The sequence below is a fragment of the Pseudomonas sp. KBN12P06040 genome (assembly GCF_037574965.1).
Taxonomy (GTDB): domain Bacteria; phylum Pseudomonadota; class Gammaproteobacteria; order Pseudomonadales; family Pseudomonadaceae; genus Pseudomonas; species Pseudomonas aeruginosa.
The window spans coordinates 2,293,111-2,308,766 of record NZ_JBBELS010000001.1; the positions used below are offsets into that span (position 1 = coordinate 2,293,111).

The window sequence follows — 15,656 nt, forward strand, 5'->3', positions numbered from 1 at the left end:
GCATGGCCGCTCGCGCCGCTTTCAGCGCCCCTCGGCGAGCCGCCGGGCGGCGTCGCGGAGAATCCGCTCGGTGCCTTCCCAGCCGAGGCAGCCGTCGGTGATCGAGACGCCGTAGCGCAGTTCGCCGCCGAGCGCCTGGCAACCGTCGAACAGGTGGCTTTCCAGCATTACCCCGACCAGGTCGCTGGCGCCGACCAGGCGCTGGTCCAGCACGCTGGCGAGGACGCCGGGCTGGTTCAGCGGGTTCTTGCCGCTGTTGGCGTGACTGCAATCGACCATCATCCGCGTGGCGATGCCCTGGCTTTCCAGGGCCTGGCGTACGGCCTGCACCTGCTCGGGACCGTAGTTCGAACCGTGGCGGCCGCCGCGCAGCACCACATGGGTGTCCGGATTGCCGCGGGTCTCGATCAGCGCCGGGTGACCGTGCGGGTCGAGGCCGAAATGGCGGTGGCCGTGGGCCGCCGAACGGATCGCGTCGCAGGCGATGCCGACGCCGCCGTCGGTGCCGTTCTTGAAGCCCACCGGCAGGCCGAGGCCGCTGACCAGCTCGCGGTGGATCTGCGATTCGCTGGTGCGCGCGCCGATCGCCGCCCAGCTCAGCAGGTCGTCGAAGTAGCCGGCGGCCAGCGGTTGCAGGAGTTCGGTGGCCAGCGGCAGGCCGAGGCGCAGCATGTCCAGCATCAGTTGCCGGGATAGCGCCAGGCCGGCGGCCATGTCGTCGCTGCCATCCAGGTGCGGGTCGTAGGCGAGGCCCTTCCAGCCCACCGTGGTGCGTGGCTTTTCCACGTAGGCGCGCATCACCAGGAGCAACTGGCCGTCGAGTTCGTCGCTCAGCGCGGCGAGGCGTTCGGCGTATTCGAGGGCGGAGCGGGGATCGTGGATCGAACAGGGACCGACTACCACCAGCAGGCGTGGGTCGTCGCCGTCGAGGATGGCGCGGATGGCGTCGCGGCTGGCGGCGACCTGGCTGGCCAGCTCCAGCGGCAACGGCTGGCGAGCCTTGAGTTCGAGCGGGCTGGGCAGGCGTTCCAGGGCGGTACGGGCGGTGGCGCTGGGCAGGGCGACGGCCTGGGCGTTCGGCGAAAGGGCGGTCAGTGCGGATACGGATGAGTTCATGGTCTGGCTTCCTGGGCTGGCGGCGGGCATCCCGCGCGCGTCGTGCCCTATCGAGGTGTTCGGCAATGTCGTGGGTTGGCGAGCGGCTGGCGGCCGTCGCTAAATCGCCAGGTGTTGAGCGGGTAGCCAGTGCGGTAGCGGTATGCGGTCATGATCGATGTCCTGTGCGTTGGTCTGTGGTTGTGGCCTTGTGGGCCGGAAAATCGGGCTGGAAAAACAAAACCCCCGGTCGGGGAGCCGACCGGGGGTTTGCGTGTGCAGGGTAGGCGTCCCGTATACCGTGGGCGCCGTTGGGGTATCAGGCGCCGGAGTGGCTAAACCAATACCCGAAGAAATACGCGGCACGGGGTGCCTGCGGCGCACGCGCGCGCAACGACAGGCCAGGGCGCGAGGCGCTGGAGTGCAGGTGCGGATGGCGGGTGTGCGGCATGGGTTTCTCCCGTGAACGAGTCCCGAGCTTACTGCAAGCGAGGCGGCCGGTTCAACGACTGTTTCACGGTTCGATACCGGCGCCGCCGGCCTGATAGACTTGGCGGTCCGTATTTCCGTCCGTCCGCCGCAGGAATCCCCATGAGCGCTACCGTGCATTACCCCCTGTCCGCCGTGGTCGCCGCCGACGAACTGAAGCTGGCGCTGTGCCTGGCCGCGGTCGATCCGGCGATCGGCGGGGTACTGATCGAGGGGCCGCGCGGAATGGCCAAGTCGACCCTGGCGCGGGGCGTCGCCGAACTGCTGCCGGCGGGCGAGTTCGTTACCCTGCCGCTGGGCGCCAGCGAGGAGCGCATCGTCGGCAGCCTCGACCTGGACGCCGCCCTCGGCGAAGGTCGCGCGCGGTTTTCCCCGGGCGTGCTGGCCAAGGCCGACGGCGGCGTGCTCTACGTCGACGAAGTGAACCTGCTGCCGGACCACCTGGTGGATTTGTTGCTCGACGTCGCCGCCAGTGGCGTCAACCTGGTCGAGCGCGATGGCATTTCCCACCGGCATCCGGCGCGTTTCGTGCTGATCGGCACGATGAACCCGGAAGAGGGCGAACTGCGCCCGCAACTGCTCGACCGTTTCGGCCTCAACGTGCGCCTCGACACCCAGCCGCCGCCGGCCGAGCGGGCAGAGATCATCCGTCGCCGGCTGGCCTTCGATGCCGACCCGCAGGCCTTCGTCGAACGTTGGGAAGGCCAGCAGGACAACCTGCGCCGCCGTTGCGCCGAGGCACGCCGGCAACTGGCGCGGATTCCCCTGGACGATGCGGCGCTGGACAGCATCGCCCGACGCTGCTTCGAGGCGGCTGTCGATGGCCTGCGCGCCGACCTGGTCTGGCTGCGCGCGGCGCGCGCCCATGCGGCCTGGCGCGGCGGCGAGCGGATCGAGGCGGAGGACATCGATGCGGTGGAACATTTCGCCCTGCTGCATCGCCGTCGCCAGTCGAGCCCGCCGCCATCGGCGGCCAAACCACCGCCACCGCCCGCGGCCCCTGCCGCGCTCCCGGAGCGCGCCGGCGACGGCGAAGGGCAGTGGGGCGAATTGCCGGCTCGGCCGGTGGCCATGGGGACCGCCCGCGAGCTGCCGCGCTGGCCAAAAAAGCCCTGAGCATCCGCCCGCGCTCGGTCATGGGTGCGGATGCCAGGAGCAGACCCGGAGCCCTGCGCGGCGGTCTTGGCGGCGCCCTGAGCCAGGGTGCGGAGGGCGCCATCCAATGGTTGCCGACCCTGCTGCGCGGACGTCCCCGACAGCGCCGCGACCTGCTTCGCCAGCCGCGCAGCCGGCGCCCGGGCGAACTCTGGCTGGTGATCGTCGATGCCTCCGCCAGCACCCGCCGGTACGGCGCCCTGGCCCAGGCCAAGGGGTTGTTGGCGACGCTGTTCGAGGAGGCCTATCGGCAGCGCGTCCGCCTGGCCGTGCTGCACGCCACCGGGCAGCAGGCGCAATGGCTCTGGCAGGGGCAGAAGGCTTCGCGGGAGTTGCAGGACTGGCTACGCCAGCTGGGCGCCGGCGGCGGTACGCCGCTGCTCGACGCCCTGCACCAGGCCGCTGGCTGGCTGGCGCGCCGACAGCGGCAGAAACCCGCCGAGCATCAGCGTCTGCTGGTGCTTACCGACGGCCGCCTGCGCGACTGGCCGGCGCTGCCGGAGGCTGCCTGCCCGAGTCTGCTGATCGACCTCGAAAGCGGCCCGTTGCGCCTGGGCAAGGCCGAGCGCCTGGCCCGGGAACTGGGGGCCGAGTATCGGCATATCAGCGAATTGAACGAAGTCTGAGGGCGTTTCGGCGAGCCCTGCGGCTTTTTCGGTCAAATTGTATTTCGACTGTCATTCAATAAATATTATGCGCGTAATATCTTCCTGCGATCCAGCCAATCCATCTCACGGAGATATCCTCATGTCGCCGATTTCAGTCGTTATCGCCGGTTACGCCCGTTCGCCGTTCCACTTCGCCAGGAAAGGCGCGCTGGTCGATATCCGCCCGGATGACCTGGCCGCCGCGGTGCTCAAGGGCCTGGTGGAGAAACTCGATCTCGACCCTGTTCTGCTGGAGGACGTGGTCATGGGCTGCGCCTATCCGGAGGCGGAACAGGGCATGAACATCGCGCGCATCGCCAGTTTCCGCGCCGGCTTCCCGCAGAGCCTCGGCGGCGCGACCCTCAACCGTTTCTGCGGTTCGTCCATGAGCGCTGTCCACTACGCCGCCGGGCAAGTCCTGCTGGGCGCCGGAGAAGCCTTCATCGCCGCCGGGGTGGAGTCGATGACCCGGGTGCCGATGGGCGGCTTCAACCTGTCGCCCAATCCCGCGTTGCTGCAGGACTATCCGGCGGTATACATGAGCATGGGGCAGACCGCCGAGAATGTCGCCGAGCGCTACGCCGTCAGCCGCGTCGAGCAGGAAGAGATGGCCGTACGCTCCCACGCCAAGGCAGTCGCCGCGCGCGAGGCCGGCTTGCTGCGCGAGGAGATCGTCGCCATCGACACCCCCGCCGGCCGGGTCGCCGAGGATGGCTGCATCCGCCCGGGTACCAACCTGGAGAGCCTGGCCCAACTGAAGCCGGCGTTCGGCGGCAGCGTCACCGCCGCCACCTCGTCGCCGCTCACCGATGGCAGCGCCGCGCTGCTGGTCTGTAGCGAGGAATTCGCGCGCCGCCACGGGCTGGCGATCCTGGCGCGGATCAAGGCGGTGGCGGTGGCCGGTTGTGCGCCGGAGATCATGGGCATGGGTCCGGTGCAGGCGACGCGCAAGGTTCTGCAACGGGCCGGGCTGGGCATCGCCGACATCGACCTGGTGGAGATCAACGAGGCCTTCGCCAGCCAATCCATCGCCTGCATCCGCGAACTGGGGCTGGACATGGACAGGATCAACCTGGATGGCGGCGCCCTGGCCATCGGCCATCCGCTGGGCGCCACCGGCGCGCGGATCACCGGCAAGGCCGCCGCGTTGCTGCGGCGCACCGGCGGGCGCTATGCCATCGCCACCCAGTGCATCGCCGGCGGCCAGGGCGTGGCGACCCTGCTGGAAGCGGTGGAGTGATCGCGCGCCGATGAAAAAAGGCCCGGTGGATGAGCCGGGCCTGGATGGGGAACCTGCGCCGGCGGCCCGGCGCAGGGTAGTCGCGGTTACTTGATGAAGTCGTGACCCCAGCGTTCGATCTGGCTGGCGCTCTTCTGCATCTGCAGCGACCGCGATTGTGCTTTCTGGCCGGCGGCGGCGATCTCGTCGTCGACCACCTTGGTCGACAGCGACAGCCAACTGGTCACGAAGGCCATGGCGTCGCTGTGGATCTCCAGGGCGTCCTGGTTGATGTTGGCGATGCCGTCGCACTTGCTGTGGTAGCACTCGTCGTAGGCCTTGCCGGCGGTGCCGCCGTACTTCTGCGCCTGCTCTTCGGTCTTCAGGCCCTCGGCGCCGGTGAACAGGCCGCCGAAAGCGATGCCGCTGTTGAAGAACTCGGCGTAGTCGGAGCGGAAGTCGATCTCGGTGCCTTCCGATTGCTGGCCGCGCAGGCGGAAGTAGGCTTCGAACAGGCGCTCGATGGCGGCCGAGCCGGGCGGACCCTGGAGGCCGAAGTCGGAACCGTCGCCGTCATAGATGAAGTTGCCGAAGTTCGGCGAGCCGATCATGTCGAAGTTCAGGTAGGCCTTGATCTTCTTCTTCTCTTCCGGGGCGAGGTTCTGCACGTAGTGGGTCGATCCCACCAGGCCGGCTTCCTCGGCGCCCCACCAGGCGAAGCGCACCTTGTTGACCGGCAGCGCCTTGGCCAGCAGCACGGCCATCTCCAGTTGGGCGGCGCTGCCCGAACCGTTGTCGTTGATACCGGGGCCTTCGAACACCGAGTCGAGGTGCGCGCCGACCATCACCACGTTGTTCGGGTTGCCGCGACGGGTCTCGGCGACCACGTTGTAGGTCTCGGTCTTCTTGCGTACCACGTCGACCACCAGGTGCAGCTGCAGGTCCGGGGTCTGCGACCAGGCCACGCCGTTGTCGTAGGTGGCGAAGATCACCGGGATGCCGCCCTCGTAGGACTCGCCCACGGTGACGTTCTCCAGGCCCTTGCGGTCGTCGGTGTTGCCCTGGTTGAAGATGATCACCCCGGCGGCGCCGGCGGCCGCGGCGTTCTCGGCCTTCTGCTCGAAGTTGCAGGTGCCGCGCTGGATCAGCGCGATCGAGCCGGCCGGGAAGTTGGCGAAGTCTTCCGCTTCGCAACCGCTGGTGGAGGTGTTGCCGGCGCCGAGGGACAGGTCCACCGGGACCACCTTGGCGGTGACATCGCCTGCCTCGGTCTGCGACAGGTAGGTGAAATCCTTCTCCCATTCGTAGGTGACCGGCTGCGGCACGGTGGCGCTCAGGCTACCCGGGCCTTTCGGGTAGTAGGCGGTGAACGGGAAGGGCTGCACGCTGACCTTGTAGCCGGCTTTCTGCAGGGTCTGCTTCACGTAGTCGACGGAGGCCTGGTAGCCCGGCGTGGCGGCGGCGCGGTTGCCGTCGTTGAGGCTGGCGATGTCTTCCAGCTTCTGCAGGCGCTTGACCACGTTGCTGGCTTGCAGGCAGCGCGGCAGGCCAAGCGGGGTGCTGACCAGCAACGGCGATTTGCAGATCGACGGGTTGGGTTTGCCGGGGGTCCAGAACTCGGTGAACTGTTGCGCTTCCGAAGGTGCCGCCAGGGATGCGGCGGAAACCGAGAGGGCGAGGGCGCCGAGTGCGTATCTGAGATTGTTCTTGTTGCTCATGAGACTCCGTTCCTTGTGAGGCGATGATCGATAAGCCGTTGATGGCATGGCGCTATTGCCCGAAATGTCGCCTCGGGCACGGCCTGACTGCCAGACTAGGAGCGCTTTCCGGGCTGTCCTGGCGTAATTCCTGAAATGTGAATTTCATCAACTTTTCGCGGAAGAATTGCTGATAGCTCGCTGGCGGGATGGAGGGCGGCTTTCTATCGTTAATGCCCTTCGGCGCGGGCCCATGGCCGTTGGTCGGGGCTGGGAGGATGGTGCAGCAGGAAGGAAACCGTCTGGCGCGCGGATAAGCGCGCGAGCGGAGGTGAACGGCGGCAGCGCTGTCACAGATTTGTTGGAATTTTTGTATACATTCTTCTGGATATTTTCGGATCGAATTGTCTACAGTGTGCGCACAACAATAAAAGCGAGAACAGCGCACCATGAAAACGACGTCCTCCGGAACTCCATCCGTTCCACGGCCTGAAGACGAGAACCTCGGTGTCGGCGCCAACATGGCCTACGGCCTGCAACATGTGCTGACCATGTATGGCGGTATCGTCGCGGTCCCCCTGATCCTCGGCCAGGCCGCTGGCCTCGCGCCCGGCGACATCGGCCTGCTGATCGCCGCTTCGCTGTTCGCCGGCGGCCTGGCGACCCTGCTGCAAACCCTCGGCGTGCCGTTCTTCGGCTGTCAGTTGCCGCTGGTCCAGGGGGTGTCCTTCGCTGGCGTGGCGACCATGGTGGCGATCATCGGCAGCGGTGGCAGCGGCGGCATTCCCGCAGTGCTCGGCGCGGTGATGGCGGCCTCGCTGATCGGGTTGCTGATTACGCCGATCTTCTCGCGCATCACCAAATTCTTCCCGCCGCTGGTGACCGGCATCGTCATCACCACCATCGGCCTGACCCTGATGCCGGTCGCCGCGCGCTGGGCGATGGGCGGCAACAGCCACGCGCCGGACTTCGGCAGCATGGCCAACATCGGCCTGGCGGCGATCACCCTGGTCATCGTGCTGCTGCTGAGCAAGCTCGGCAGCGCCTCGATCTCGCGCCTGTCGATCCTCCTGGCGATGGTCATCGGCACCGTCATCGCGGTGTTCCTCGGCATGGCCGACTTCTCCAAGGTCACCGAAGGCCCGCTGGTGGCGTTTCCCACGCCGTTCCACTTCGGCATGCCGACCTTCCAGGTCGCCGCGATCATCTCGATGTGCATCGTGATCATGGTGACCCTGGTGGAAACCTCGGCGGACATCCTCGCGGTAGGCGAGATCATCGACACCAAGGTCGACTCGCGGCGCCTGGGCAACGGCCTGCGCGCGGACATGTTCTCCAGCATGCTGGCGCCGATCTTCGGCTCCTTCACCCAGAGCGCCTTCGCCCAGAACGTCGGCCTGGTGGCGGTGACCGGGATCAAGAGCCGCTACGTGGTCGCCACCGGCGGGTTGTTCCTGGTGATCCTCGGCCTGCTGCCGGTGATGGGCCGGGTGATCGCCGCGGTGCCCACCGCCGTGCTCGGCGGCGCCGGCATCGTGTTGTTCGGCACGGTCGCCGCCAGCGGCATCCGCACCCTGTCGAAGGTGGACTACCGCAACAACATGAACCTGATCATCGTCGCCACTTCGATCGGCTTCGGCATGATCCCGATCGCCGCGCCGACCTTCTACGATCACTTCCCCAGCTGGTTCGCCACCATCTTCCATTCCGGCATCAGTTCCTCGGCGATCATGGCGATCCTGCTCAACCTGGCGTTCAACCACTTCACCGCCGGCAACTCCGACCAGCAGTCGGTGTTCGTCGCCGCCAGCGAGCGGACCCTGCGCTACCAGGACATCGCCGCCCTGCACGAAGGCGACTATTTCCTCGACGGCAAGCTGTACGACGCCCAGGGCAACGAAGTGCCGCTGGCCGGCGACGACAGCCATGGCGCGCCGCCGCGACGGCGCAGCGAAACCGCTGAAGCCGGCAGCGCCTGAGCGGCGCCGCGATGAACGACGGCCCTCCTTGCGAGGGCCGTTTTCGTTGTGCGCTTCAGAACAGCGCCTTGCCGCGGTCCAGGCGCTGGTCCACCAGCCATTTGCCGTGGGCGATGGAGGCGCGCTGGGCGTTTTCCAGGTTGGCGAGGAAGGCGAAGCGCACGGGCAGGGCGATGCGCTTGCTGGTGTGGCCTTCGGGATCGGTGATGTGGCAGCCACCGGCCCAGGGCGTGGGAATGCCCGGATGCTCGACGACGTCGGCGGTGATGGTGTAGCTGCGATGCTGGCAGTGCAGGCTGGCCATGGCGTGCTCCTCTCTGTCGGAGGCCGACCCGGCTACCTGCGCGACGCCTGTGGTTGCCACGGAGGAGCCTCGGGGCGGCGAGGTTTTCCCTGCGTGTCCCTACCTCTATAGCAGATCGTCGCCGAGCCGCCGCGAGAGCCGACGAAGGGCCCCGCTCAGCGGCGCTGGCGACGGCCGAGCATGCGCTCCAGGGTGCCGTCGCGGCGGACCCACTGGTGATAGCCGGCGGCGAGCGCATGGAGCAGCACCACCGAGGTGCTCAGCCACAGGCCGACCACGCGGTGAACGGCGTCGAAGGGCTTCTCGAATGCCTCCCAGCTCAGGTTCCAGGTTTGCGAAATCCAGGCGAACAGCGCGGTGTCCTTGAAGCTGGGTACCACGAACAGGCCGAAGTCGGTGGGCAGGCGGGTGCCGACGTAGCCGGTGAGCGGCATCACCAGCATCAAGGCATACAGCGACAGGTGCGCGTAGTGCGCCAGGCGGTGCTCCAGCGGCGTGCCGGGGACCGCTGGCAGGCGCGGCCCGCGCAGCCGTGAGACGATCCGAGGGATCAGCAGCAGGCCGACCAGCAGGCCCAGCACCCAGTGCAGGTTGAGTACCGGCAGGCGCTGCGGGTGGTCGTGGCCGAGCACCCAGATGACGAAATAGGCCAGCACGATCGCGCCGATGAAACAGAACGCCATGCTCCAGTGCAGCAGGCGGGTGGACAGGCTGTAGACGGTCGCTGGATGCGTCACGGGAATGCCTCGCAGAGAGTGAAGGCGTGCAATCTATGAAACGTCCGGAGAGCGATCAAACGTATTTATGGATAATCGATAACGGAAAACTTAATCGAAACTTTCACATGTGACGTTATTGCACCGAAACAGTGCTGCGAGTCGCTTTTTTCCGAAACGGAGCCCACTTGGCGGAATAATTCCGGGTCGGGATCATTGTAAGTGGGTTTTTCCTTCGCCGAGGCTATTCCTCACGCTGGGAGAGCCTGGGGGCGGCGCGCGGCAGACCCCGCAAGCATTATCGGGAAATATATTCCGTTGTCTTTCCGCTGACGTTTTGCCGACAGCAAGCTGACACAGATGTAATTGAACTCGATCGCTTCGTTTCTATAGTCTTCGAACACTTCGCCGTGCACTTTCAAGGACGGCAAGTGCATATCCTGCGTCTTTTCCGCCATGACGATTCTCGAGGTGAGAGCATGAGTAGTGAGCACGATGGCAAGGACCAGGACGACCTGTTCTCCCCGTTGCCTTACCTGCTGGTTTCCGGCGCTGTCGTGCTCATGACCCTGCTGCTGCGCTGCCTGTTCTGCCCGGGCGAGCAGTTCTGATCGCCCGGACCGGGACGACTCAGCGACCGCGGCTGAGGAAGTCGATCACCAGGCGATTCATCGGCGCTGCGCACTCTTCCGGCAGCCAGTGGCCGCAGCCGGGCAGGACATGGCCTTCGACGTCCTCCGCATAGGCTTTCATCTGCTCCAGCTGGAACGTGCCCATGCCGCCGTGGCCGCCGCCGGCGAGGGTCATGGTTGGCATCTGCAGGCGGGTCTTCGCCAGTTCGGCGTTCTGCCGCACGCTCTCGTTCAACGCGCGGTAGTACTCGAACGAGGCGTTCAGGCTGTGCGGCTTGGCGTACGACCTGGCGTACAGATCCAGCAGGCGCTCGCTGAACACCTCGGTGTTGCTGGCATGGGACTTGATGAAGTGCTCGAGGAAGAAGCGTTCCTTGCCGGCGATCAGGGTTTCCGCCAGGCGGTCGTCGGCGGCGAAGAAACTGAAGTGCCAGACCAGCGACTCGCCCTGGGCGGTGAAGGCCGGGAAGCGGTAGATCCGCGCGTCCGGGATCGGCGCTTCCATGTACACCAGGCGGGCGATGTCGGCCTGGTTCTTCACCACCATCGGGTAGGTGTTCCAGATACCGATGTCATGGGCCACCAGGTCGAACGGGCGATCCGGGCTGAATTGCCGGGCCAGCTTGTGCAGGTAGACGGCGACCTGTTCGCCGCTGTAGCCGGTCTTCGGCGGCTCGGACTGGCCGAGGCCGGGCAGGTCCGGCGCGATCACGGTGAAGCGCTTGGCCAGTTCCGGCATCAGTTGGTGCCATTCGTACCAGGTCTGGCCGAAGCCGTGCACCAGCATCACCAGCGGCCCCTGGCCGCCTTTCACGTAGTGCAGCTTCACGCCGTCGACTTCCCGGTAGGCGCTTTCGAAGCCATTCGGGACGGGGAACTCCTCGGCGGCGAAGCCGCCCAGGGAGAAGGTCAGGGCGATGCCGGCCAGGAGGCCGCGGCAGAGTCTATCGAGGATCATGGTTGTGCTTCCTTGGTGGGGTCAGTGAGGGATGTGGCCGCCGAGGGACGGCTCGGTGGCAGCTTGGCGTGGCGCCAGCATCAGCAGCAGGGCCACGGCCATCGCCGCCAGGCAGACCAGCGCGCCGACCTCGCCGAGCGGCGCCAGGCCGCTGCCGTCGATCACCCGGCTGCCGGCGAGGGCGCCGATGCCGATCCCGGCGTTGCAGGCGGAGATGTTCAGCGAGGCGGCGAACGCCGGGGCCCGCGGCGCGGACTTCATCACCCGCACCTGGCCGACGATGAACAGTGCTGCCTGGGCCACGCCCCAGGTCGCCAGGGTGGCGGCGAGCAGCCAGGCGTTGCCGAGGGTCGGCACCAGGGCGAGCATGCCCAGCGCCATCAGCAGGACGAACAGCAGGGTTGCGCCCAGCGGGCTGCGATCCACCAGGCGCCCGCCGAGCCAGTTGCCGAGCAGGCCTACCGCGCCGAAGCCCATCAGCGTCCAGCCGACCAGCGAACCGCTGAAGCCGGCCAGGCGCTGGAGGATGTCGGCCAGGTAGGTGTAGGGGGTGAACATGCCGGTGAAGACCAGCAGCGACAGCAACAGGTGGCCGAGCACCAGCGGTTGGCGCAACACGCTCGCCTGGCTGCGCAGCGAGACGCCCGGCCGTCCGGGAATGCGCGGCAGCCAGGCGGCCAGCAGCAGCGCCTTGGCCAGGGCCAGCGCGGCGAGTGCGGCGAATGCCAGGCGCCAACCCCAGGCGTCGGCGATCAGCGTGCCGATGGGAATGCCGAGCACGGTGGCGGCGACGATGCCGAAGAACACCAGCGCCACGGCGCGCCCTTCGCGCGAGGGGCCGGCCAGGTGCGCGGCGGTTTCGCTGGCCATGGCCCAGAACACCGGGAGCGCCAGGGCCGGGACGAAGCGCGCCACGGCCATCGTCCAGATATCGCCGGCCACGGCGGCCAGCGCATTGGCCGCGGCGAACAGCAGCAGGCAGGCGACGAACAGCCGCTTGCGTTCGACGCCCGCCAGCGCGGCGGTGAGGAACGGACCGAAGGCGGCGACGCTGAAGGCGAACAGGCTGACCAGCAGGCCGGCCTGGGCGACGCTGACCTGGAGGTCTGCGGCAAGCGCCGGGAGCAGGCCGACGATGACGAACTCGGTGGTCAGGATGGTGAAGCCGGCGGCGGCCAGCAGGAGGATGGGCAATAGCACGGCAAGACTCCTCCGCGAGCGCAGCCGTGGCCGCGCCCGGGAACGATGCATGGGAGGGAAGGGAATCAGGCCGTAGCGGACTGGCCGAGGGTCGGGTAATCGGTGTAGCCGGCGGCGTCGCCACCGTAGAACCGCGCCTGGTTGGCCTCGGCCAGCGGCGCGCCGAGACGGATCCGCTCGACCAGGTCGGGGTTGGCGATGAACGGCCGGCCGATCGCCACCGCGTCGGCCAGTCCGGCCTGGAGTATCGCTTCGGCGCGCTCGGCGTCGTAATTGCCGCAGACGATCAGCGGCGCGCGGAAGCGTTCGCGCAGGTGCTCGCGGAAGCCTTGCGGGTAGGCCGGGCCGCCGCTCCATTCCCACTCGGCCAGGTGCAGGTAGGCGATGCCGCGTCGCTGCAGGGCTTCGGCGAGGTAAAGGGTCATCGCTTCCGGCTCGTCGTCGTGCATGTCGTTGATCGTGCCCCAGGGCGACAGGCGCAGGCCGACGCGCTCGGCACCGACCGCGGCGACCAGCGCGTCGACGATCTCCAGCAGGAACCGCGCGCGGTTCTCCAGGCTACCGCCGTAGGCATCGCTGCGCCGGTTGCTGGCGCTGGCGAGGAACTGGTCGATCAGGTAGCCATTGGCGCCATGCAGCTCGACCAGGTCGAAGCCGGCGTCGAGCGCGTTGCGTGCGGCGCGGACGAATTCGTCGCGGACCCGGCGGATGTCTTCCAGGGTCATTTCCCGCGGCGCGTCGGCCGGCGCCATGGATCCACCGCCCTGGCCATCGGCGATGAACACCTGGGCCTTGGCCTGGATCGGCGAGGGCGCGATCGGCGCCTCGCCGCCGGCCTGCAGCGAGCGATGCGACATGCGCCCGACATGCCAGAGCTGCGCGGCGATCAGTCCGCCGGCGGCGTGCACCGCCTCGGTGACCTGGCGCCAGCCGGCCAGTTGCGCCTCGCTGTAGATACCGGGGGTGTAGGCGTAGCCCTGGCCGAGGCGGGAAATCTGCGTGCCCTCGCTGACGATCAGCCCGGCGCCGGCGCGCTGCGCATAGTAGAGAGCGTTCAGGGCGGTCGGCACGTCGCCCGGCTGTTGCGCCCGGGAGCGGGTCATCGGCGCCATGACGATGCGGTTGCGCAAGGTCAGGTTGCCTACGGCGAGCGGGGAGAGGAGCAGGTTGGACATGGTCTTTTCCTTTCGAAGGCGGCAGGGAGATGGCTTGAATATCTGTATCGGTCGCTAAATAATATGGCGACGGCAACGCTCGTCAAGTAAATTTATAGTGATCGATACAAATAATGGAGGTCAGGATGGCAGCGCGAGGCAGGCCACGGGCATTCGACAGGGACACCGCCCTGCAGCGAGCCATGGACGTGTTCTGGGTGCGTGGCTACGAAGGCGCTTCGCTGGCGGCCCTGACCGAGGCGATGGAAATCAGGCCGCCCAGCCTGTACGCCGCCTTCGGCAGCAAGGAAGGGCTGTTCCGCGAAGCCCTGGCCCACTATCTCGGCCAGCACGGCCGCTATCGCCGGGATGTCCTCGATGGCGCGCCGAGCGCCCGCGAGGGCGTGGCCGAGCTGCTCCGCGAGACCGTCGCGCGCTTCTGTTCCGACGAGTTCCCGCGCGGTTGCCTGGTGGTGCTCGCGGCGCTGACCGGAACCCCGGAAAGCGAGGCGGTGCGGGACGCGTTGAGCGCCGAGCGCGGCGAGTCGATCCGCCTGTTCCGTGAGCGCATGCGGCGCGGCATCGCTGACGGCGACCTGGCGGCGGACACCGACGTGGAGGAGTTGGCGACCTTCTATGCCACCGTGCTGTTCGGCCTCAGCGTGCAGGCCAAGGACCGGGTGCCTTGCGAGCGCCTGATGGCGGTGGTCGAACGGGCGCTGCGCGCCTGGCCCTGAGCGGGCCGCATCAGGCCGCCGCGCTGCGGCGCAGCCATTCCAGCAGCAGCGTGGCAGGCTCTCCGGCCTGCAACGGTCGCGGGGTCAGCAGGTGATAGCTGCTGCCGTCGGCGAGGAATCCCAGTGGCGCCGCCAGCAGGCCGGCGGACAGATCGTCGCGCACCAGTTGCCAGGGGCCGATGGCCACGCCGAGTCCGGCGCCGGCCGCCTGCAGGCTCAGGTAGAAGTGCTCGAAGCGCTGCCCTTCGGTCGTCGCCGGCGCCTGTCCGGCGAGACGGGTCCAGGTGTTCCAGGCTTGCGGGCGGGTCGCCGTGTGCAGGCGCGGTGCGACGGCGCGAAGCCCGGGCGGGCCTGCATCGAGGTGGAAATGCCGTTCGACGTCGCTCGCCCGGCAGACCGGCCCGACCTGCTCGTCGAACAGCCAGTGGGCATGGCTGCCGGGCGGCCAGGGGAAGTCGTTGCGGCGGATCGCCAGGTCGATGCCGCGGCCGAAGGCGAACGGCCCGCCGCCGGCGACCAGTTGGATCGACAGTCGTGGCTGTTCCTGCATGAATCCGGCGATCCGCGGGATCAGCCAGCGCATCAGCAAGGTCGGTTCGCAGGACAGCACCAGCGCGGTGGGGCCGGCCTCCGCGCGCAGGACCTCGCCGGTGCGCTCGATCAGGTCGAGGGCCGGGCCGGTGCCGGCGAGCAGGCGCCTGCCGGCCTCGCTGAGGAAAACCCGCTGGCCGCGGCGTTCGAAGAGCGCACAACCGAGTTCCTCCTCCAGGGTCCGCACGGCGCGGCTGATGGCACCGTGGGTCAGGCACAGGGCCTCGGCGGCACGGGAAAAGTTCTCCAGGCGGGCGGCGGCCTCGAAGCAGCGCAGGGCGTTCAGCGAGGGCAGGCGACGGCGCCTGAATGGTGAGTTTTCCTCACCATGATTGTCAGTATTCATCGTTCTCGCTCGGCGCTGAAGGTCGGTAGATTGTGCCATTCATTCTACCTTGGAGCCTTCCGGGCATGACAGAGTTGCTAGCTTTCCTGACCATCACTGTGCTTGCGGTGATCAGCCCCGGCGCCGATTTCGCCATGGTCTCGCGCAACAGCCTGCTGTATTCCCGCCGCGCCGGCCTGCTCACCGCGCTGGGCATCGGCGCGGGGGTGACGGTACATGTCGGCTACAGCATCCTCGGCGTCGGCGTGCTGGTGCGCGAGTCGCTGGCGCTGTTCACCGCGCTGAAGCTGGCGGGCGCCGCCTACCTGGTGTTCCTCGGCCTGCGCATGCTGCTGGCGCGAGAGGACACGGTGGCGGAGGAGGCGGCGGGCGGCGGCGGGGTTTCGTCCTGGGCGATGTTGCGCAGCGGCTTCCTGACCAATGCGCTCAATCCGAAGACCTGCCTGTTCGTGGTCAGCCTGTTCATGCAGGTGATCGATCCGCATACCGCGTTGCCGGCGCAACTGGGCTACGGGGCCTTCATCGCGCTCGCCCACGTGGCCTGGTTCGGCCTGGTCGCCTGCTTTCTCTCGAGCCCGGCGGTGCGCGGCCGGCTCCTGCGTTTCCGCCGGCGCATCGACCAGTTCTTCGGCGCCCTGCTGGTCGGTTTCGGCGTCCTGCTGGGGGCGAAAAGCCCATGAGCATGGACCACTGATGGCCGCTTGCCGCCTTTGAAGCGAGGCCGGCGGCTCCCTAGA

Annotated in this window: 15 protein-coding genes; 7 read left to right on the forward strand and 8 right to left on the reverse strand. The window is 67.8% G+C overall.

From position 1 onward, the window contains the following. Positions 1-21: 21 nt before the first annotated feature. Entirely contained in the window at positions 22-1,116 is a 1,095-nt protein-coding gene (locus tag VQ067_RS10830) for a 3-deoxy-7-phosphoheptulonate synthase (protein WP_003091055.1), read from the reverse strand. A 570-nt stretch (positions 1,117-1,686) separates the two neighbouring features. Here VQ067_RS10830 and VQ067_RS10835 point away from each other — a divergent pair. The 3 genes from VQ067_RS10835 (at position 1,687) to VQ067_RS10845 (ending at position 4,626) form a co-directional block, all read left to right on the forward strand. Beyond that, on the forward strand, positions 1,687-2,700 hold the full coding sequence (locus VQ067_RS10835; protein WP_033990813.1) for an ATP-binding protein: 1,014 nt from the start codon (positions 1,687-1,689) through the stop codon (positions 2,698-2,700). A gap of 20 nt (positions 2,701-2,720) precedes the next feature. Beyond that, entirely contained in the window at positions 2,721-3,365 is a 645-nt protein-coding gene (locus tag VQ067_RS10840) for a vWA domain-containing protein (RefSeq protein WP_003130735.1), read from the forward strand. A gap of 121 nt (positions 3,366-3,486) precedes the next feature. Beyond that, positions 3,487-4,626 carry a thiolase family protein gene (locus tag VQ067_RS10845; protein ID WP_003110287.1) on the forward strand — a complete coding sequence of 380 codons (1,140 nt, stop codon included), beginning with the start codon at positions 3,487-3,489 and terminating at the stop codon, positions 4,624-4,626. An 86-nt stretch (positions 4,627-4,712) separates the two neighbouring features. Here the strand turns inward: VQ067_RS10845 and paaP are convergent, their stop codons facing one another. Next, a complete protein-coding gene (gene paaP, locus VQ067_RS10850; protein ID WP_003101464.1) occupies positions 4,713-6,323 on the reverse strand; it encodes an aminopeptidase PaaP in 1,611 nt (536 codons plus the stop codon). Between the two features lie 428 nt (positions 6,324-6,751). Between paaP and VQ067_RS10855 the strand changes: the two genes are divergently transcribed. Continuing rightward, the gene (locus VQ067_RS10855) at positions 6,752-8,281 is read left to right on the forward strand and encodes a nucleobase:cation symporter-2 family protein (protein WP_009313844.1); all 1,530 of its coding nucleotides are present in this window, start codon (positions 6,752-6,754) and stop codon (positions 8,279-8,281) included. A 55-nt stretch (positions 8,282-8,336) separates the two neighbouring features. Here VQ067_RS10855 and VQ067_RS10860 read toward each other — a convergent pair whose 3' ends face one another. Both VQ067_RS10860 and VQ067_RS10865 read right to left on the reverse strand, forming a co-directional pair. Further along, on the reverse strand, positions 8,337-8,585 hold the full coding sequence (locus VQ067_RS10860; protein ID WP_016254239.1) for a hypothetical protein: 249 nt from the start codon (positions 8,583-8,585) through the stop codon (positions 8,337-8,339). 155 nt (positions 8,586-8,740) lie between these two features. After that, a complete protein-coding gene (locus VQ067_RS10865; RefSeq protein WP_003110288.1) occupies positions 8,741-9,322 on the reverse strand; it encodes a cytochrome b in 582 nt (193 codons plus the stop codon). A 458-nt stretch (positions 9,323-9,780) separates the two neighbouring features. Here VQ067_RS10865 and VQ067_RS10870 point away from each other — a divergent pair, with 458 nt between their 5' ends. Next, positions 9,781-9,912 (forward strand): hypothetical protein, encoded by a 132-nt coding sequence (locus VQ067_RS10870; RefSeq protein ID WP_003091046.1) that lies wholly within the window; start codon positions 9,781-9,783, stop codon positions 9,910-9,912. Positions 9,913-9,931: 19 nt separating this feature from the next. Here VQ067_RS10870 and cif read toward each other — a convergent pair whose 3' ends face one another. From cif to VQ067_RS10885, 3 genes are all read right to left on the reverse strand, one after another. Continuing rightward, complete coding sequence (gene cif / locus VQ067_RS10875) at positions 9,932-10,891, reverse strand: CFTR inhibitory factor Cif (protein ID WP_003110290.1); 960 nt, start codon at positions 10,889-10,891, stop codon at positions 9,932-9,934. A gap of 21 nt (positions 10,892-10,912) precedes the next feature. After that, the gene (locus VQ067_RS10880) at positions 10,913-12,091 is read right to left on the reverse strand and encodes an MFS transporter (RefSeq protein WP_003091044.1); all 1,179 of its coding nucleotides are present in this window, start codon (positions 12,089-12,091) and stop codon (positions 10,913-10,915) included. 65 nt (positions 12,092-12,156) lie between these two features. Continuing rightward, positions 12,157-13,266, reverse strand: coding sequence for an alkene reductase (locus VQ067_RS10885; RefSeq protein ID WP_033990815.1), 1,110 nt, complete (start codon positions 13,264-13,266; stop codon positions 12,157-12,159). Between the two features lie 125 nt (positions 13,267-13,391). On the opposite strand from VQ067_RS10885, the gene VQ067_RS10890 reads away from it, so the two are divergent. Continuing rightward, a complete protein-coding gene (locus VQ067_RS10890; RefSeq protein ID WP_033990817.1) occupies positions 13,392-13,982 on the forward strand; it encodes a TetR/AcrR family transcriptional regulator in 591 nt (196 codons plus the stop codon). Positions 13,983-13,992: 10 nt separating this feature from the next. Here VQ067_RS10890 and VQ067_RS10895 read toward each other — a convergent pair whose 3' ends face one another. Next, positions 13,993-14,919: a LysR family transcriptional regulator gene (locus tag VQ067_RS10895; protein WP_033990818.1), complete on the reverse strand. Its 927-nt coding sequence runs from the start codon at positions 14,917-14,919 to the stop codon at positions 13,993-13,995. Positions 14,920-14,984: 65 nt separating this feature from the next. Here VQ067_RS10895 and VQ067_RS10900 point away from each other — a divergent pair, with 65 nt between their 5' ends. Continuing rightward, complete coding sequence (locus tag VQ067_RS10900) at positions 14,985-15,599, forward strand: LysE family transporter (RefSeq protein WP_033990819.1); 615 nt, start codon at positions 14,985-14,987, stop codon at positions 15,597-15,599. The last annotated feature ends 57 nt before the right edge of the window (positions 15,600-15,656 follow it).

Bases quoted from the DNA above. Each gene is read 5' to 3' on its own strand.
- VQ067_RS10830 (WP_003091055.1), bottom strand. From the start codon at position 1,116: ATGAACTCATCCGTATCCGCACTGACCGCCCTTTCGCCGAACGCCCAG.
- VQ067_RS10835 (WP_033990813.1), top strand. From the start codon at position 1,687: ATGAGCGCTACCGTGCATTACCCCCTGTCCGCCGTGGTCGCCGCCGAC.
- VQ067_RS10840 (WP_003130735.1), top strand. From the start codon at position 2,721: ATGGGTGCGGATGCCAGGAGCAGACCCGGAGCCCTGCGCGGCGGTCTT.
- VQ067_RS10845 (WP_003110287.1), top strand. From the start codon at position 3,487: ATGTCGCCGATTTCAGTCGTTATCGCCGGTTACGCCCGTTCGCCGTTC.
- paaP (WP_003101464.1), bottom strand. From the start codon at position 6,323: ATGAGCAACAAGAACAATCTCAGATACGCACTCGGCGCCCTCGCCCTC.
- VQ067_RS10855 (WP_009313844.1), top strand. From the start codon at position 6,752: ATGAAAACGACGTCCTCCGGAACTCCATCCGTTCCACGGCCTGAAGAC.
- VQ067_RS10860 (WP_016254239.1), bottom strand. From the start codon at position 8,585: ATGGCCAGCCTGCACTGCCAGCATCGCAGCTACACCATCACCGCCGAC.
- VQ067_RS10870 (WP_003091046.1), top strand. From the start codon at position 9,781: ATGAGTAGTGAGCACGATGGCAAGGACCAGGACGACCTGTTCTCCCCG.
- cif (WP_003110290.1), bottom strand. From the start codon at position 10,891: ATGATCCTCGATAGACTCTGCCGCGGCCTCCTGGCCGGCATCGCCCTG.
- VQ067_RS10885 (WP_033990815.1), bottom strand. From the start codon at position 13,266: ATGTCCAACCTGCTCCTCTCCCCGCTCGCCGTAGGCAACCTGACCTTG.
- VQ067_RS10890 (WP_033990817.1), top strand. From the start codon at position 13,392: ATGGCAGCGCGAGGCAGGCCACGGGCATTCGACAGGGACACCGCCCTG.
- VQ067_RS10895 (WP_033990818.1), bottom strand. From the start codon at position 14,919: ATGAATACTGACAATCATGGTGAGGAAAACTCACCATTCAGGCGCCGT.
- VQ067_RS10900 (WP_033990819.1), top strand. From the start codon at position 14,985: ATGACAGAGTTGCTAGCTTTCCTGACCATCACTGTGCTTGCGGTGATC.